This is a genomic window from Pontibacterium granulatum (genome assembly GCF_029961155.1).
Lineage (GTDB): Bacteria > Pseudomonadota > Gammaproteobacteria > Pseudomonadales > Balneatricaceae > Pontibacterium > Pontibacterium granulatum.
This window is the reverse complement of record NZ_JASBRH010000029.1, coordinates 12,398-29,757: the sequence shown is the minus strand read 5'-3', so window position 1 is coordinate 29,757 and position 17,360 is coordinate 12,398. Positions and strand designations below refer to the sequence as shown.

Genomic DNA, 17,360 nt, shown 5'->3' with positions numbered 1-17,360 from the left:
CTCTCGGCAAACTCGATGTGGATGGCAGATCAGGAACGGGAACCGCAGGCGGTGTCCACGTTCGGCATAACCATCTCAACAAAATTACACGGACGGTGGCGGGCATCCAGCTGCTCGCGGATCACCTTCTCCCAAGCAGTTTTACACGCCTTAGGCGAGCCCGGCATGGCGAAGATTACCGTACGGTTGGCGACCCCAGCTACGGCGCGGGACTGGACGGTTGACGTGCCGATCTCCTCATAAGAGACCTGCCGGAACAACTCGCCGTAGCCTTCGATCTGTTTATCAAAGAGCGGAGTCAATGCTTCGGGGGTGGTGTCGCGGGCGGTAAAACCGGTTCCGCCGGTCACCAGTACCACATGTACATCCGGATGGGCGATCCACTGGGATACCACCGAACGCAACTGATAGATGCAATCCGGTTTGATGTCACGCCACCATAGGGCGTGGCCGGTATCGGTAATACACTGTTGCAGGGTATCGCCGGAGGTATCAGTCTCCAGTGTCCGGGTATCTGAAACGGTTAATACCGCAATGTTGAGCGGCTGAAAGACCGCGTCTTTTTTTGCGTGTCCCATCTGGAGTCTCCATCAAAATCTAGCTGTTCGCTGACCGGTTGATCGGTCTTTTCCGTCAACCCCGCCAGCAATTGTTCAACATGAGCGACCACTGCCTCGAAATCCGCATCGGACGCTTTTTCGCCAATACGCTTTTTGTGGCCATACTCGTATAACTTCACATGCTCTGTGGGCTTTACGCCGCACTTGGCAAGACAGGCTTCGGTGCAGTGCAACTGACAGCCGTCGATGGCGATAATGTCGCGACCGGAGCGGGCAACCTTCACCAGGGCCTCGACACCACCACCCACACCGGAGATACAGGACATCTCCGCTTTGGATTGATGATCAAGATGCACTGCCACGTCATTGGCAAGCTGAGCAACGCTGGAGCAACCGGAGCAGGCGTATACTAGCGGCAGCTCTCTGCGCTTCACCCGCTTCCCATTGCCCTGTTCGCTCATGCCATCATCCCCCTCAGGCCCTGTACGCTGAGGATGGTCAGATGACAACCATCCACCAGCAGCAAGCCACGGCTTTTCAGATCCCGCATTACGCGGGAGAAGGTTTCCGGTTGCATCGCCAGTCGTGCGGCGATCAACTGCTTCGCCACCGGCAGTTTTACCTCGGCACGTTCGGCACCTTCTGGTACCAAGCCCAGCAGGAAGCGGATCACGCGGTGGGAAGCACTCTGCAAAGTGAGGGTTTCGATCTCCGCCATACTGTTCTGCAGACGGCACGCCATCGCGGCCAGTACGCCAAAGCAGCTATCGGTCGATTCCCGCAGCAGGCGCTGATAGACATTGCTGCTCAGGGAGATCACCTGGCACCGCTCGATCGCACTGGCATTCACCGGATAGTGGTGTTCGGCCATAAACATCGCCGCTTCGCCCACGGCTTGGTCCCGGGTCAGCACGTTCATCACAATCTCACGCCCTTCGGCAGTGAGACGGAACATCTTGATGCTGCCTTGGATAACAATAAAGAAACGCTCGGCTTCATCATCCTGCAGGAACAGGGTCTGATCCGGTTTCAGATCAATCAGGCGGGAATGCGCGGTCAGCGCTTGAAACTGTTCGTCGTTCAGTGAGGACAGCAACGTATGGTTGCGGATCTGGCTCAGGGCCTCGGCCATCTGAGTCTCTTTGTCACAAACCTTATTCATCGCTCGCTTAACCTCCGGTCATGTTCATAAACCGCAGCACCTGAGGTGCGTCGTCCTCGGCAAACTGATGCCCTTCCGGACGGCGGCTGATCGCATCGCGAATAAGTGATTCAATGCGGTGCGCTTCACCAGGATAACGGCGTAGCACCGCGCGTAGATCTACGGAGTTCTCCTGCCCTAAGCAGAGCAGCAATCGTCCCTCTGCCGTCACCCGCAGGCGATTGCAGCTGGAGCAGAAATTGTGGCTGTGTGGCGAGATAAAACCGATCCGCCCCTTGGCATCCGGGATACGGAAATAACGGGAAGGACCACCCGTGGAATCGGTACTCGGCAGCAGCGCATAGCGGCTTTCGATTACCTGGCGCACATCATCGCTGGAGCAATATGCCTGCTGACGATCATGATGCTGAATCTGACCCAGCGGCATCTCCTCGATGAAGCTGATATCGATATCGCGCTGCTGGGCGTAAGCCACCAGCGGCAGGATCTCGTCATCGTTGTGGTTCTTCATCACCACAGCATTGAGCTTGATCTTCTCAAACCCTTCCGCCACGGCCGCATCCACACCCGCCAACACCTGGTGCAACATATCGCGGCGGGTCATACGGGCAAAGCGTTCCGGATTCAGGCTATCGAGGCTGATGTTAATACGCTTCAGCCCCGCTTCTTTTAACGGTTTGGCAAACTTGCTCAGCTGCGACCCGTTGGTGGTGAGTGTCACCTCATCCAACCCCGGCAGTGCCGACAGCTTGGCGATCAGATCAATCACACCGCGACGTACTAACGGCTCACCACCGGTCAGGCGGATGCGTTTGATCCCCAGATTAACGAAGGACTCCCCCAGAGTGGCCAGCTCCTCGAGCGACAACACCTTGGCACGCGGCAGGAACTCCATATCTTCAGCCATACAGTAAACACAGCGAAAATCACAACGGTCGGTCACCGACAAACGGATGTAATCGATCTTGCGACCAAAACCGTCAATCAACTGTGTTTCAGATGTGTTCATAACGAACTCCCAGGAATCTAATTGCAATCGATTATCGCAACGGCATCCGGGGCCCTGTATACCTCACAGGTGGTAACGGCGCGGAGTATTGGTGTTAGAAAAACACGATGATATGGGCGTTTTCGCCCAATTTACAGGGGGTTGAGGGCTACCCCCTTTGGCAGGATGTCGAAGATAGCGAATGAACATTCTATTGACTTGGAGCAGGGTTCTGAGGGCAACAAAATTAAACGAATAGATTGTAGGGCAGGCTTTAGCCTGTCGGCAGCGTGAACGCTGCCCTACAGACGAACAAAAAAGGTATTAATACACTCAAAAAAAAAGCCCCTAACCAGGAGCCTTTCAGATTCAAAGAAAGCGACTGCTAAATCAATCCACCCGGTACAACTCAGGCATACAATCCACACTGCTGGCATCCACTTTCAGGTCTTTGATCACGCCGTCTTCGATACCGTAGATCCAGCCGTGGACGGAGAGTTCTTGGCCGGTTTTCCAAGCACGCTGCACCGGTTTGGTTTTGCAGACGTTAGACACCTGAGCGATAACGTTAAGTTCGCAGAAGCGATCGACGCGGGCATTCTCGTCCTCTTGCCCATTCAGGATCTCTTGGTTGGCGTAGGCGACATCTTTCAGGTGGCGTAGCCAATTATCGATCAGTCCCAAATCCGCATTCCCGAGAGAGGCGCGCACGCCACCGCAGCCGTAGTGACCGCAGACAATGATGTGCTTTACCTTGAGGACATCCACAGCAAAGTGAATAACGGACAAGCAGTTTAGATCGGTGTGCAGCACCATATTGGCGATGTTACGGTGAACGAAAAGTTCTCCGGGCATCATACCTACGATCTCATTTGCAGGGACGCGACTGTCGGAGCAACCGATCCAGAGGTATTCCGGTTTCTGCTGCGCCGCCAGCTCTTTAAAGAATCCGGGATGGCGCTCCTCCATCTGTTTTGCCCAAGCTTTGTTGTTCGCCAGTAGATCGGAAAGCATAGATATCGTCCTTCAGGCGTTACTGCACAAGCAGGGAATCTGCACCCTGAATCTCCACACCGGAGATCTCGGCTTCCCCCGCCAACAGCTGAATATACTGATTTACAGCACTGCGATAATTACGCTCCTGCAGGTATCCACGTATACGCTCTTCCACGGCTTCGTAGGGCAGCTGTTCCCCCTCTACGCGCTGGTCGATACGTACGATGTGGAAGCCATAGCGACTCTCCAGCGGGCGCTCCGCCAGTCCCACGCCGAGGGTGAAAACCTGACGTTCAAACTCGGGAACGGTCTGGCCCTTGTCCAGCTGCCCCATCTGCCCACCCACCTCTTTCGAAGGACAATCGGAGTTCAGCTCTGCCAGGGCCGCAAATTTTTCCGGTGTGTTTTTCAGGGTTTCGATCAGGCCTTCCGCTTCCACTTTGCGGGCAGCACGCTCTTCCAGATCGTTCGGGTCAGCACCCAGCAGGATATGGCTGCAGGCGATCAGTACCGGTGTTTTGAAGCGCTCTTTGTTGGCTTCGTAATAACGCTCGCAGGTCTCAGCATCGGCGGTGGTCAGTTCGACCTCTTTCTCCAGCAGGGCTGCGATCATGTTTTCGTTGGCATCATCCTCTTCGGAGACGTCCATTCCCAGTTCGCGCGCACGCTGCATCAGCAACTCACGCACCACCAGCGACTGAGCCGCTTTTTGGCGGGAGTCTTCCATGGATTCAGCCGGGTAGTACTGCATCTCCTGCAGGATGGTGTGCGAATCGATGGTGGTGCCGTTCACAACCACATCAGGAAAGTCAGGTGCTTCAGTTGGCAGAGAGGTGGTATCGATCAGCTGCATGGTGTGCCTCCAAAGAAAAGGGCGATTACGCTGTGTAGTGCTTTCGAGCAAGTCCTATAGGTACTCCGCTGGTGCCGTTCGAGAGTACCCATAGGGCTTATTCGCCGTTTGCGTGTGACACCTGCGGCAAGGCCGCAGGTGTCGTCTTACTTAGGGTGTTACTGATTAACGCTGACGTACAACCTGGTAGCTGCGCGCGAAGTATTTCACCGGTACGCTCCAGATGTGCACCATTCGGGTGAATGGGAACACAATGAACATAGTCAGACCCACGAAGATGTGTGCTTTGTAGATGAAGCCCACACCGAGCAGGTGGTCTGCAGCATCCGCCTGGAAAGTCACCAGACCCTGTGCCCAACCGGCCAGCAGCAACATGACGCTGCCGTCCAGGTGGTTCAGTGCGAATGGGATAGTCAGCAGACCCAGGGTTACCTGTACGAACAGTAGTACCAGGATGAAGATATCCGCTTTGCTGCTGGTTGCACGTACGCGAGGGTCACCCAGACGACGTTTCAGCAGCAGGAATGCACCAACCCAGCATGCGATACCCGCAGCACCACCAGAGATGATCGCCAGCAGCTGTTTGTTGCCGCTGGAGATAAATGGCTCGTACACTGCATGTGGCGTCAGCAGCCCCACCAGGTGACCGAAGAAGATAAACAGCACACCTACGTGAAACAGGTTGCTCGCACGACGGAAGCCTTTTGAGTTCAGCATCTGACTGGAACCCGCACGCCAGGTGTACTGCTCCCGGTCGTAACGAATCCAGCTGGCAATCAGAAAGACTGCACCGGCGATGTATGGGTATACCCCAAACAGAAGATCATTAATGTATGACATGATAATTCTCCCGGGCCCCTCAGGAGCCGGTTACTCTCTGAGTCGGTTTCTGAGATGGTTGCCCTGACATTGGCGCCAGGTGCACCGGCTTAGCAATGTCAGGCGCATTCAGCTCCTGACGGCGCTGATTGAGCAGGCTGTCGCCGCAACCTGCTGCCCCGTCCTGCGCACTGCCCTCGGTAAAGCGCACCATCTCCTCTTCCCATACTTTATCCAGAGCTTCCGGAGTATCGTCGCGCTCTTCAGTGGCAACTTTCTCCTTCAGCTCGGCACGCTCAACTTCAACGCCGATAAGGCTCAGCAGCACTTCGAACAGCACCGCATAGTGACTCTCACGTTGTTGCAATCGAGCTTCCAGCAGGGCCAGGATATGGCTGACATCCATCAGCCACTGGCGCACTTCCTGTTCCGGCCGCAAGGACAGGAACTCCAGGAACAGCGGGATATAATCAGGCAGCTCGCGCTGATCGATTACGAATCCCTGCTTCTCATACACAGACATCAGATCCACCATCGCCTGGCCACGGTCACGGCTTTCGCCGTGAACGTGTTCAAACAACAGCAGGGAGTTGGAGCGACCGCGGTCGAACAGTGCAACGTACTCCTCCTGGGCATCCAGCAGATCGGAGGTGCAGAGCTGATCGACAAACTCGATCAGCGCTTCCTTCTGCTCCGCCGCCAGGAACGCGTCATTACGCAGTTCGGCGATCAGCTCCTGACGGCCCTCCAGAAGCTCGGCTTCCGGATAGTCCATCAGGGCGGAGAGGATTTTCAGATTACGCATCGCTTAATCTCCTAGTCCAACTGGGCAGGATCAACCTGCTTCACGCCGCTGATCTTCTCGACCATGGTGACGTTCTGCTTCTTGGCACCGAACAGGTTGAACTCAGTCTCGCCGCCGGCGCAGCCGTTACCGAAGCTGAAGCCGCAACCGTTGCGTTCAGGGAAGGCTTCCTTCGCCAGTTCGCGGTGGCTGGTTGGAATCACGAAGCGGTCTTCGTAGTTCGCAATTGCCAGGTAGCGGTACATCTCTTTCGCTTGGCCCTCGGTGAGACCCGCATCTTCCAGTACTTCCAGATTGATCTTGCCTTCCACCTGCTCGTCACGCTTGTAGGCACGCATCGCCAGGATACGTTTCAGCGCGGACACAACCGGTTTCTCATCACCGGCGGTCAGCAGGTTAGCCAGGTATTTAACCGGGATACGCAGGCTGTCCACATCCGGGATTGCACCGTTCATGCCGATCTGGCCTGCATCAGCTGCCGACTGAATCGGGCTCAGTGGTGGCACGTACCAAACCATTGGCAGGGTGCGGTACTCAGGGTGCAGCGGCAGCGCCAGTTTCCAGTCCATTGCCAGCTTGTACACCGGGGACTGCTGGGCCGCTTTGATCACGTTGTCTTCAACGCCATCTTTGCGTGCCTGGGAGATTACGGCCGGATCGAATGGATCCAGGAAGATCTCCAGCTGCTTCTCGTACAGATCCTGCTCGTTACCGGATGCTGCGACCTCTTTAATGCGGTCCGCATCGTAGAGCATCACGCCCAGGTAACGAATACGCCCTACACAAGTCTCGGAGCAGACGGTTGGCAGACCGGACTCGATACGTGGGTAACAGAAGATACACTTCTCGGACTTACCGGTTTTCCAGTTGTAGTAGATCTTCTTGTACGGACAGCCGCTGACACACATACGCCAGCCACGACACTTGTCCTGGTCGATCAGTACGATGCCGTCTTCCTCACGCTTGTAGATCGCGCCGGATGGGCAGGATGCTACACAGGCAGGGTTCAGACAGTGCTCGCACAGACGCGGCAGGTACATCATGAAGGTGTTCTCGAACTGGCCGTAGATCTCCTTCTGAATGTTGTCGAAGTTCTTATCCTTGGAACGCTTGGAGAACTCGGTACCGAGAATCTCCTCCCAGTTAGGGCCCCATTCGATGTTCTTCATACGGTCACCGGTAATCAGTGAGCGTGGACGAGCCACCGGCTGGTGTTTGCCTTCGGGTGCGTTGTGCAGGTGCTGGTAATCGAAATCGAACGGCTCGTAGTAGTCGTCGATCTCCGGCATGTCCGGGTTGGCGAAGATGTTCGCCAACACACGCCATTTACCACCGATGCGTGGTTCGATGGAGCCGTCCGCCTTGCGGATCCAGCCACCTTTCCACTTGTCCTGGTTCTCCCACTCTTTCGGGTAACCGATGCCCGGCTTGGTTTCAACGTTGTTGAACCAGCCGTACTCCATACCCTCGCGAGAGGTCCAGACGTTCTTACAGGTGATCGAGCAGGTGTGACAGCCGATACATTTATCGAGGTTCAGCACCATGCCTACTTGGGAGCGAATTTTCATTTGGCTGCCTCCTGAACGTAATCGTTGCCTTCACCGTCGAGCCAGTCGATGTTCTTCATCTTACGAACCACAACAAACTCGTCTCGGTTAGAACCTACGGTGCCGTAGTAGTTAAAGCCGTAGGACTGCTGTGCGTAACCACCGATCATGTGAGTTGGTTTCGGACACGCACGGGTTACCGAGTTATGAATACCACCACGGGTACCGGTTGTTTCCGCACCAGGGACGTTCACGATACGTTCCTGGGCGTGGTACATCATGGTCATACCTTCGTTCACACGCTGGGAGACAACCGCACGGGCAGCAATCGCACCGTTGGAGTTGAAGATCTCTACCCAGTCGTTGTCTTCGATACCCACTTTCTTCGCGTCTACTTCAGACATCCAGATGATCGGGCCACCACGGGACAGGGTCAGCATGATCAGGTTATCGGAGTAGGTTGAGTGGATACCCCATTTCTGGTGCGGGGTGATCCAGTTCAGCGCAATTTCCGGGTTGCCGTTCGGCTTCTTATCCATCACCGGTGCAACAGCCTTGGTGTTGATCGGCGGACGGTACACCAGCAGGCTCTCACCGAAGTCACGCATCCACTCATGATCCTGGTAGTACTGCTGACGACCGGTCAGGGTACGCCAAGGGATCAGCTCATGTACGTTGGTGTAACCGGCGTTGTAGGACACATGCTCATCTTCCAGACCCGACCAGGTTGGGGAGGAGATGATCTTACGTGGCTGCGCCTGTACATCGCGGAAGCGGATCTTCTCTTCCTCTTTAGGAATCGCCAGATGCGTGTGGTCCAGACCGGTGGCTTCACCCAGTGCTTCCCATGCCTTCACAGCAACCTGTCCGTTGGTTTCAGGAGCCAGACTGAGGATCATCTCGGCGGCATCGATCGCTGTATCCAGCTTCGCGCGGCCTTCGTGAGCGCCCTCTTCGGTGTGAGTCCAGTTCAGTTTCTTGAGGAAATCGACCTCTTCTTTGGTATCCCAAGTGATACCTTTACCGCCGTTGCCCAGAGACTCCAGCAATGGACCTACAGAGGTGAAGCGTTTGTAAGTGTTCGGGTAATCGCGCTCAACCACCGCCAAGTTTGGCATGGTTTTGCCCGGTACCGGATCAGCTTCGCCTTTCTTCCAGTCCTTAACGTCGTATGGCTGCGCCAGTTCCCCTGGGGTGTCGTGCTGCAGAGGCACGGTTACCAGGTCTTTCTCTACACCCAGGTGGCCGACGCAGACTTCGGAGAACTTCTCAGCGATGCCTTTGTAGATATCCCAGTCAGAGCGCGCTTCCCAAGCTGGGTCGGTTGCTGCGGACAGTGGGTGGATAAACGGGTGCATATCCGAGGTGTTCAGGTCGTCCTTCTCGTACCAGGTTGCAGTTGGCAACACGATATCGGAGTACAGACAGGTGGTGGACATACGGAAGTCCAGGGTTACCAACAGGTCAACCTTGCCTTCGGAACCCTTGTCGTGCCATTTCACCTCTTCCGGTTTCTTACCGCCCTCTTCGCCCAGGTCTTTACCCAGTACGCCGTGGTTGGTACCCAGCAGGTACTTCAGCATGTACTCGTGGCCCTTACCGGAGGAACCCAGCAGGTTGGAACGCCAGATGAACATGTTGCGCGGGAAGTTCTGCGGGTTGTCCGGATCTTCCGCTGCGAAGCCCAGTGCGCCGGATTTCAGCTGATCGACGGTGTACTCCTGTGGCGTCACGCCTGCCGCTTCTGCCGCTTTGGTCAACTCCAGTGGGTTAGTGCCCAGCTGCGGTGCGGATGGCAACCAGCCCATGCGCTCGGAACGTACGTTGAAGTCGATCAGGCTGCCGGTGTACTTGGACTTGTCCGCCAGTGGAGACAGGATCTCGTCCACTTCCAGCTTCTCGTAACGCCACTGGTTGGAGTGGTTGTAGAAGAAGGAGGTACCGTTCATGTGACGTGGTGGACGCTGCCAGTCCAGACCGAATGCCAGAGGCAACCAGCCGCACTGTGGACGCAGTTTTTCCTGACCTACGTAGTGCGCCCAGCCGCCACCGGTCTGACCGATACAGCCACACATTACCAGCAGGTTGATCAGGCCACGGTAGTTCATGTCCATGTGGTACCAGTGGTTCATACCGGCACCCACGATGATCATGGAGCGACCTTTGGTCTTATCTGCAGTGTCTGCAAACTCACGTGCGATCTGGATCACAACCTTGCGGTCTACACCGGTGATCTGTTCCTGCCATGCTGGAGTGTATGGTGCGTTGTCATCGAAGCTCTTCGCGACGAAGTCACCGCCCAGACCACGGTCAACACCGTAGTTCGCCAGCATCAGGTCACCTACGGTTACCAGCAGGGATTCGCTACCGTCGGCCAGCTTGATCTTCTTGGCTGGCATGTTGTGGTGGATAACGTCTTCAAACTTGTTGTTGGTGAAGTATTCGTTCTCTACACCACCGAAGTATGGGAAGCCGACAGACACCACTTCGTCGTGGTTTTCGAGGAAAGTAAGTGCCAGGTGGGTGTCTTTGCCTTCACCACCCTCTTTCGCTTCGATGTTCCACTTACCTTTTTCACCCCAACGGAAACCGATGGAGCCGTTTGGCGTAACAAAACTGTTGCTAGCTTCATCAAACGCGACAGTCTTCCACTCAGGATTGTTGTCCTGACCCAGATTCTTATCGAAGTCAGCGGCACGGATAAAGCGACCCGGTACGTAGCTACCGTCTTCACGCTGATCCAGCTGAACCAGATGCGGCATGTCGGTGTAACGACGGGCGTAGTCAGTGAAGTACTCGCTTGGCTTGTCGACGTGGAACTCTTTCAGGATGACGTGCCCCATCGCCATCGCCAGTGCTGCGTCAGTACCCTGTTTAGGGTTCATCCACTGGTCACACAGCTTCGCAACTTCGGAGTAGTCCGGAGTCACTGCGACAGTCTTGGTACCCTTGTAACGTACTTCGGTGAAGAAGTGCGCGTCCGGGGTACGGGTCTGAGGTACGTTGGAACCCCATGCGATTACGTAGTTGGAGTTGTACCAGTCGGCGGATTCAGGAACGTCGGTCTGCTCACCCCAGGTCATTGGAGACGCCGGCGGCAAGTCACAGTACCAATCGTAGAAACTCAGACATGCACCACCGATCAGAGACAGGTAGCGCGCACCAGCCGCGTAGGACACCATGGACATTGCAGGGATCGGGGAGAAACCGATGACACGGTCAGGACCGTACTGCTTGATGGTGTAAGTGTTCGCCGCTGCGATGATTTCGTTCACTTCTTCCCAGGTGGAACGAACGAAACCACCCTGACCACGTACAGACTTATAAGACTGAGCTTTGCCAGAATCTTCAACGATAGACGCCCACGCGGTTACCGCATCGCTGTTGCGCGCTTTCGCTTCACGCCACAGTTTCAGCAGGCGCTTACGAACTGTTGGGTACTTCAGGCGGTTTGCGCTGTAGATATACCAGGAGTAGCTCGCACCACGTGGACAACCACGCGGCTCGTGGTTAGGCAGATCAGGACGGGTACGTGGATAGTCGGTCTGCTGGGTTTCCCAAGTGATCAGGCCGTTCTTAACGTAGATTTTCCAGCTACAGGAACCGGTGCAGTTTACACCGTGCGTGGAGCGCACAACTTTGTCGTGTTGCCAGCGCTGACGGTAACCGTCCTCCCAGTCACGGCTTTCTTCTGTAGTCTGCCCGTGACCATCGGAGAACTTCTCCGGTTTTTCTTTTTTCAGATATTTTAATCGATCAAGCAAATGGCTCATGTCTTATCTCCTGAAACCCCTTTGGTCAGGACTGGGTCCCACACCTCTGAAGGACCCGGCGGTTTTACCCGGTGTGCAACAAACCAATCTGCTCACGGATTGGGTTGTTGCATCAGCCGGATGACGGCTGGTCTGTACAGATATCTCTACATCCCTGCAGGTCTATCTGCGTTTACTGTGTAACCAAAACTACGCCACTATCGGCCGGAGGCTGTTGACGCAGATCAACACTCGAAAAGCGGAAAAACCTTGAAAATCAATGATTTACCACCTTAGAGGTATATCGAAATTCACGCTTAAATAGCTGATTTACAAAGACTTTCCCAAACAGGGGACAGAGGAAGGGGCATACGGGGTACTACCTGGGATTCTTAGTGGGTACCCCTCGGCCGAAGAGCGGGAATAAGGGTGAAAAAGGGTTGCAAGACGGGCTGGTCGCGCTCGGAGAGTGCTGCCACAAGGGTGTAGATTTGGACAGAAATACACGTAGCAGCGGTCTCCGACCGCGACATTTCCGGTGTTGAGGCCTGCCGCCTTCAGCACCCTAAAGGGCATAAAAGAGGGCTGCTACAAATCGACGTTGGGCATTGCCGATGGCAATGACCAACCTACGGACCGTATGTAGGTTGGCCAACGCGAAGCGTTGCCCAACATAGACTCCCCATACGGAGCATCGGAACCCGGCCAACATGAAGCGTTGCCCAACACCCTTCCCCTTCAAACAGACACAAAAAACGGGGTCCGAAGACCCCGCCTGATCGAACTTAAGGGGAAACCTTAAGGGTTTTTGAACTCAGCTTTAGGGCTGAGGTAATACCACCAGTTCAGCAGCAGACACACAGCGTAGAATACTGCGAAGCCGTACAACGCAACCTCTGGAGTCGCCAGCTTGATCTGCTCACCAAAGATCTTAGGAATCAGGAAGGCACCGTACGCCGCTACCGCGGAAGTCCAACCCAGTGCAGGACCGGCCTGCTCTTTCGGGAATACCATCGCAATAGTACGGAAAGTGGAACCGTTACCAATACCAGTGGCTGCGAACAGCACCAGGAACAGGATCAGGAACGGTACGAAGAACTCTTCCGGAGTCGCAGACTGGTAAGCCGCTTTCAGGAAGTAAGCCACACCCAGCGCACTTGCGATCATCACGACTGCAACGTACTGAGTCACTTTTGCACCACCCATTTTATCGGCCATCCAGCCACCGATCGGACGGATCAGAGCACCGATGAAAGGCCCCATCCAAGCGTACATCAGTGCAGATGGGCCGTTGGCGTTGACAGTGTTATGGGTCATCACACCGTCAACCATCAGGTGCTGGTAACCGAATACCACTTTGATCGCCAGGGCAAAACCTGCAGAGTAACCGATGAAGCTACCGAAGGTCATGGTGTAGATGATGCTCATCACCCAGGTGTGCTTGTTGTTGAAGATCTTGAACTGACGCTGCAGGTTCGGGCGGATATCACCCGGGATCATCTTCATCAGCATAATGGTGCTGAAGAGGATACCGGCGATAACAGGCCATTTAGCCCAGCCTGGTGCGCCCATGCCCAGCGGCGCAGGCAGAATCACGTACAGACCACAGGCTGCAGTGAAGAAACCGATCAACAGCAGGCCGGTGATTTTGCCCATCGCACCCATCGGGGAACCGATGTCCGGGGACACCGCTTCGGTACGGATGTTATTCATACCGAACCAGCCCGCGATCGCCAGCGGCACCAACAGCACCAGCCAGATGTAACCCGCGTTGTGGATGTAGGTCTCAGAACCTGCAGGGATCTTACCGATCAGCGTACCGGAGGTGTTTTCCAGGATCATCGGCGTGCCACCGAAGATACCCATGGTCATCACCAGCGGTACCAGGATCTGCATGGTAGTTACACCCGCGTTACCCAGACCCGCATTCAGACCCAATGCCAGACCCTGCTGGCGTTTCGGGAAGAAGAAGCTGATGTTGGACATGGAAGACGCGAAGTTACCACCACCAATACCGGACAGGAACGCCAGGATCTGGAACACCCACAGTGGAGTATCTTTGTCCTGCAGCGCGAAACCTGCACCTGCTGCTGGCAGCATCAACAGCGCGGTGGTGAAGAAGATGGTGTTACGGCCACCCGCGATTCGGATAAAGAAGCTGCTCGGAATACGCAGCGTTGCACCGGTCAGACCGGCGATACCCGCCAGGGTAAAGAGCTCGGCTTTGGCGAATGGGAACCCCAGGTTCAGCATTTGCACCGTGATGATGCCCCAATACAACCAAACGGCGAAACCACACAGCAAACTCGGGATAGAGATCCACAGGTTACGGTTCGCCACTTTCTTGCCTTCGGATTCCCAGAACTTAGTGTCCTCGACATCCCACGAACGTAAATCAGACATGACTGACTCTCCAGGCTAGAACAGGACAGGATACAGTCCCGCCCCTAAAACATTTCAAAATGGCACCTTCTGAGGTGGCAAAACCCAAGGCCTTCCTAAGCGTCCAGGTTCTCTTTCAGAAAGTTATTCTGGATCGCCTCCTGCAAACGCTGTCGCTGGTCCTGAAGGCTGATACCGTAGTACATGGTGATCATGCACAGGGCCAGCAATCCGTAGAGCAACATGAAGCAAGAGCTACGAACCCCAAACAGGTCTGTCACCAGACCAAAGCTAATCGGCAGTACGAAACCACCAATCGCCCCCAGCAGCCCGACAGCGCCGCCTACAGTCCCCATATGATCGGGGTAGTAGTCGTACACCATGCGGAACACGCTGGCTTTGCCAAATCCCATTGCCACACCCACAACCATCACCAGCACAGTAAACATCCAGACCGGCATCTCGAGCAGGAACGTCATGTCACGCTCGATGCCATGAATAGTCATGGTTGTAGGGGGATAGGAAAGGAAAAAGAGACATACCAGACAGACCCAGAAAACCGTCCAGTTCACCCGGCGCGCCCCAATCTGATCGGCACACCAGCCGCCAATCACGCGGGTTAGCGCACCCGGCACGGTAAACAGCAGCGTCAGGAATGACGCGGTTTTCAGGTCCAGTCCATATTGACTGACGTAATACTCCGGCAACCACAGTGTCAACGCCACATAGCCGCCAAAACAGAAGAAATAGTAGAGGCCAAACCGCCACACGCGCAGATCCATCAGTGGCAAAAACAGCTGTTTCAAGCCCGGCTCAGCGTGCCGCGCACTGCGCTTCTGATGCACGGGATCATCCTGGGTCAACAGCCAGAACAACATCCCCAGCAACACAAGCACGAAGGCATACGCAATCGGCGCCATACGCCAGCCGTACGCGATAATGATCAGTGGCGCGACCAGGTTGGTCAGTGCAGCCCCCAGGTTACCGGCGCCAAAAACCCCCATCGCCAACCCTTGGTTATCGCGGGAGGCCCAAGCAGAAACATAGTGAATACCGATGGCGAAGCTGCTACCCACCAGACCGATACATAGGCCCAGCGCCAGGTAATGCCAGTAGGTTTCGGCGTAAGAGAAGGCATACAATGGTATGCTGACCAGCAACACTAAGCTGGTCATCAGGCGACGACCGCCAAATCGTTCCGCCAGCATGCCCATAGGCAGACGGGCCAGCGCACCGGTCAGGATCGGGGTAGCCACCAGAATCCCGAATTCCGTTTCGCTTAGCTGCAGTTCATACTTGATCTGTACCCCAATCACGGAGATGAGCGTCCAGGCAGCAAAGCACGCCGCGAACATCAGTGTGCTCATGATCAGTGCTGAAATTTGCTTTTGAGTATCCTGGGCCATCACAATCTCGGGAAAGTCGAACTTGCTTTAGATCAAAAACTAGCTCTGAGAGGCCCTTCGGGTATTGATCCGTATCAAGTTCTAACTTACTGAAAAAATGGCGGTTTTCTGGAATTACCCCTTTGGTGGTACCTCTTATTCCTTTTGTAAGCCGCTGTTTTAACTGATAATTTGTGGACTCCAACTTAAGTCGCAGGAAAAGGCTTTTTACCCGCCGGTTCTTTATGAGTACCGCCGGACATAACACGGGATCAGAGCATGAATTTCCTCAACCAATCGATTATCACCCGACTGGGCACCGCAATGTTTGCCATCAGCCTGATGGCACTGATCAGCATGATCAGTTCGGTGATCGTGGCCGAAAGCACCCAGGGCGACGCGGCCGGCATAAACCTGGCCGGCTCTTTGCGTATGATGTCGTACCGTATCGTCGCTGAAACCCAGCAACACGAAAGCATCGGCACCACCGAGACCCGGTCTAAGGTACAAACCTCGCTGGATGAGTTTGAGCAACGCATCAAAAGCCCGAAGCTGGCCAACGTGATCCCAACCGACAGCGACCACAACCAACGTCAGTTTTATGAAAGCCTGATCATGGAATGGCAGGATGAACTCGCTCCCGCCCTGACAGTAGCAATCCAGGCAGGCCCCCAGGGTAATGCGGAATACCTGAAACGCGTTGAAGAGTTCGTGCCCAAGATCGACCATCTGGTACAGCTGTTAGAGGAAAGCACCGAATCCAAGATCAAGCTACTCAGTCTGATTCAGGGCATCAGCCTGTTCATGACCATCCTGATCATCTTCATCGCTATGTACGACATTAAAAGCAACGTGATCGAACCACTGGCGCAACTACTGGATGCGGCAAAACAAGCCGGCCAGGGCAAGCTGGACGCCCGCGTTTATTACCAGAGTGATGACGAGCTAGGTTTGCTCGGCACCACCTTCAACCACATGGCTGAAGAGATTTCCAAGACCTACACCGATCTGGAAAACAGGGTACAGAAGAAAACCGCCCAGCTGCGCTACACCAACGAATCCCTGCAACTGCTTTATGAGGCAACCCGTCGCTTTAACCGTGACGAAGATATATGCCGCCGTTTGATGCCGGTGATGAAGAAGCTGGAAGAGGTGATTCCGGTCGGCCCCGTACGTGTAACCCTGTGTGAACCCAACCAGCGCAGCAGTTACCGCACCCTTACCACCCAGTCACTGGAACGCCCGACAGATTGTGCCAATCAGGCCTGCAACGACTGCCTGGTGTCCCGTCAAGACAACAAAGAGCACGACACTCTAAGTATCCCAATCCAAACCCGTGAGGCGTACTTCGGCGAGTTTGAGGTGGAGTTTGGTCCGGAGAGCCCACCAAGCAACGAACAGATCCGCTTGCTCACCACCCTGGTGGAGAACCTGGGCACCGTACTGTCGCTGGAACTGAAAGCAGAGAAAGAGCAGCAGATGTCCCTGATGGAGGAACGTGCCGTGATCGCCCGCGAGCTGCACGATTCCCTCGCCCAGTCCCTCTCTTACCTTAAGATGCAGGTGAGTCGTCTTCAGATCCTGCGCAATAAAGCAGCGAGTGAAGAACAGATTGATGACGTCACCAACGAACTGAAGGAAGGTCTCAACAACGCCTACCGTCAGCTGCGTGAACTACTGACCACCTTCCGCCTGACACTGGATCAGCCGGGACTGAAGCCTGCGCTGGAAGCGACTATTAAAGAGTTCTCCGAACGCCTCAACATCGATATCGGTTTGAAGTATGGCTTGCGTCATCAAAGTCTGAGTCCTAATGAAGAGGTACATGTGCTACAACTGGTACGTGAAGCCCTCGCAAATGTGGTCAAACACAGTGAAGCCAGCGATGTATCAGTACGCGTGATGCAACCGAACGGCGAGGTAGAGGTCTCTATCGAAGATAACGGCATCGGTCTGCCGGACGACAAAGACCTGACGAACCATTACGGTCTGGTCATTATGCGTGACCGCGCCAGCACCCTGAATGGTAACCTGTCGGTTCAGAACCGCAGTGAGGGCGGTGTTCAGGTACTGATGCGCTTTCAACCCAAACAGAGATAACTGATTTACAG

The 17,360-nt window shown here is 55.0% G+C and carries 13 protein-coding genes; 1 reads left to right on the top strand and 12 read right to left on the bottom strand.

Going from position 1 to position 17,360, the window contains the following annotated elements; genetic code table 11:
• Nucleotides 1-29: 29 nt before the first annotated feature.
• From moaB to QKW35_RS18710, 12 genes are all read right to left on the bottom strand, one after another.
• Complete coding sequence (gene moaB, locus QKW35_RS18765; RefSeq protein ID WP_282355623.1) at nucleotides 30-578, bottom strand: molybdenum cofactor biosynthesis protein B; 549 nt, start codon at nucleotides 576-578, stop codon at nucleotides 30-32.
• Nucleotides 524-1,021, bottom strand: coding sequence for a putative zinc-binding protein (locus QKW35_RS18760; protein WP_282355622.1), 498 nt, complete (start codon nucleotides 1,019-1,021; stop codon nucleotides 524-526). Before QKW35_RS18760 ends, moaB begins: the two co-directional genes overlap by 55 nt.
• On the bottom strand, nucleotides 1,018-1,722 hold the full coding sequence (locus QKW35_RS18755; RefSeq protein WP_282355620.1) for a Crp/Fnr family transcriptional regulator: 705 nt from the start codon (nucleotides 1,720-1,722) through the stop codon (nucleotides 1,018-1,020). Before QKW35_RS18755 ends, QKW35_RS18760 begins: the two co-directional genes overlap by 4 nt.
• A gap of 7 nt (nucleotides 1,723-1,729) precedes the next feature.
• The gene (gene moaA, locus QKW35_RS18750; RefSeq protein ID WP_282355618.1) at nucleotides 1,730-2,731 is read right to left on the bottom strand and encodes a GTP 3',8-cyclase MoaA; all 1,002 of its coding nucleotides are present in this window, start codon (nucleotides 2,729-2,731) and stop codon (nucleotides 1,730-1,732) included.
• Between the two features lie 369 nt (nucleotides 2,732-3,100).
• On the bottom strand, nucleotides 3,101-3,724 hold the full coding sequence (gene can / locus QKW35_RS18745; RefSeq protein ID WP_282355615.1) for a carbonate dehydratase: 624 nt from the start codon (nucleotides 3,722-3,724) through the stop codon (nucleotides 3,101-3,103).
• 19 nt (nucleotides 3,725-3,743) lie between these two features.
• Nucleotides 3,744-4,559 carry a peptidylprolyl isomerase gene (locus tag QKW35_RS18740; RefSeq protein ID WP_282355612.1) on the bottom strand — a complete coding sequence of 272 codons (816 nt, stop codon included), beginning with the start codon at nucleotides 4,557-4,559 and terminating at the stop codon, nucleotides 3,744-3,746.
• Nucleotides 4,560-4,724: 165 nt separating this feature from the next.
• Nucleotides 4,725-5,399, bottom strand: a complete 675-nt coding sequence (gene narI / locus QKW35_RS18735; protein ID WP_282355611.1) for a respiratory nitrate reductase subunit gamma — start codon at nucleotides 5,397-5,399, stop codon at nucleotides 4,725-4,727.
• 19 nt (nucleotides 5,400-5,418) lie between these two features.
• Nucleotides 5,419-6,183: a nitrate reductase molybdenum cofactor assembly chaperone gene (narJ, locus tag QKW35_RS18730; protein ID WP_282355609.1), complete on the bottom strand. Its 765-nt coding sequence runs from the start codon at nucleotides 6,181-6,183 to the stop codon at nucleotides 5,419-5,421.
• Between the two features lie 11 nt (nucleotides 6,184-6,194).
• Nucleotides 6,195-7,751 carry a nitrate reductase subunit beta gene (narH, locus tag QKW35_RS18725; protein ID WP_282355608.1) on the bottom strand — a complete coding sequence of 519 codons (1,557 nt, stop codon included), beginning with the start codon at nucleotides 7,749-7,751 and terminating at the stop codon, nucleotides 6,195-6,197.
• Complete coding sequence (locus tag QKW35_RS18720; RefSeq protein WP_282355607.1) at nucleotides 7,748-11,503, bottom strand: nitrate reductase subunit alpha; 3,756 nt, start codon at nucleotides 11,501-11,503, stop codon at nucleotides 7,748-7,750. The genes narH and QKW35_RS18720 overlap by 4 nt, the downstream gene beginning before the upstream one ends.
• A gap of 777 nt (nucleotides 11,504-12,280) precedes the next feature.
• Complete coding sequence (locus QKW35_RS18715; RefSeq protein WP_282355605.1) at nucleotides 12,281-13,885, bottom strand: MFS transporter; 1,605 nt, start codon at nucleotides 13,883-13,885, stop codon at nucleotides 12,281-12,283.
• A 95-nt stretch (nucleotides 13,886-13,980) separates the two neighbouring features.
• On the bottom strand, nucleotides 13,981-15,231 hold the full coding sequence (locus QKW35_RS18710) for a nitrate/nitrite transporter (protein WP_282355604.1): 1,251 nt from the start codon (nucleotides 15,229-15,231) through the stop codon (nucleotides 13,981-13,983).
• A gap of 297 nt (nucleotides 15,232-15,528) precedes the next feature.
• Between QKW35_RS18710 and QKW35_RS18705 the strand changes: the two genes are divergently transcribed.
• Nucleotides 15,529-17,349, top strand: coding sequence for a type IV pili methyl-accepting chemotaxis transducer N-terminal domain-containing protein (locus QKW35_RS18705; RefSeq protein WP_282355603.1), 1,821 nt, complete (start codon nucleotides 15,529-15,531; stop codon nucleotides 17,347-17,349).
• Nucleotides 17,350-17,360 lie beyond the last annotated feature (11 nt).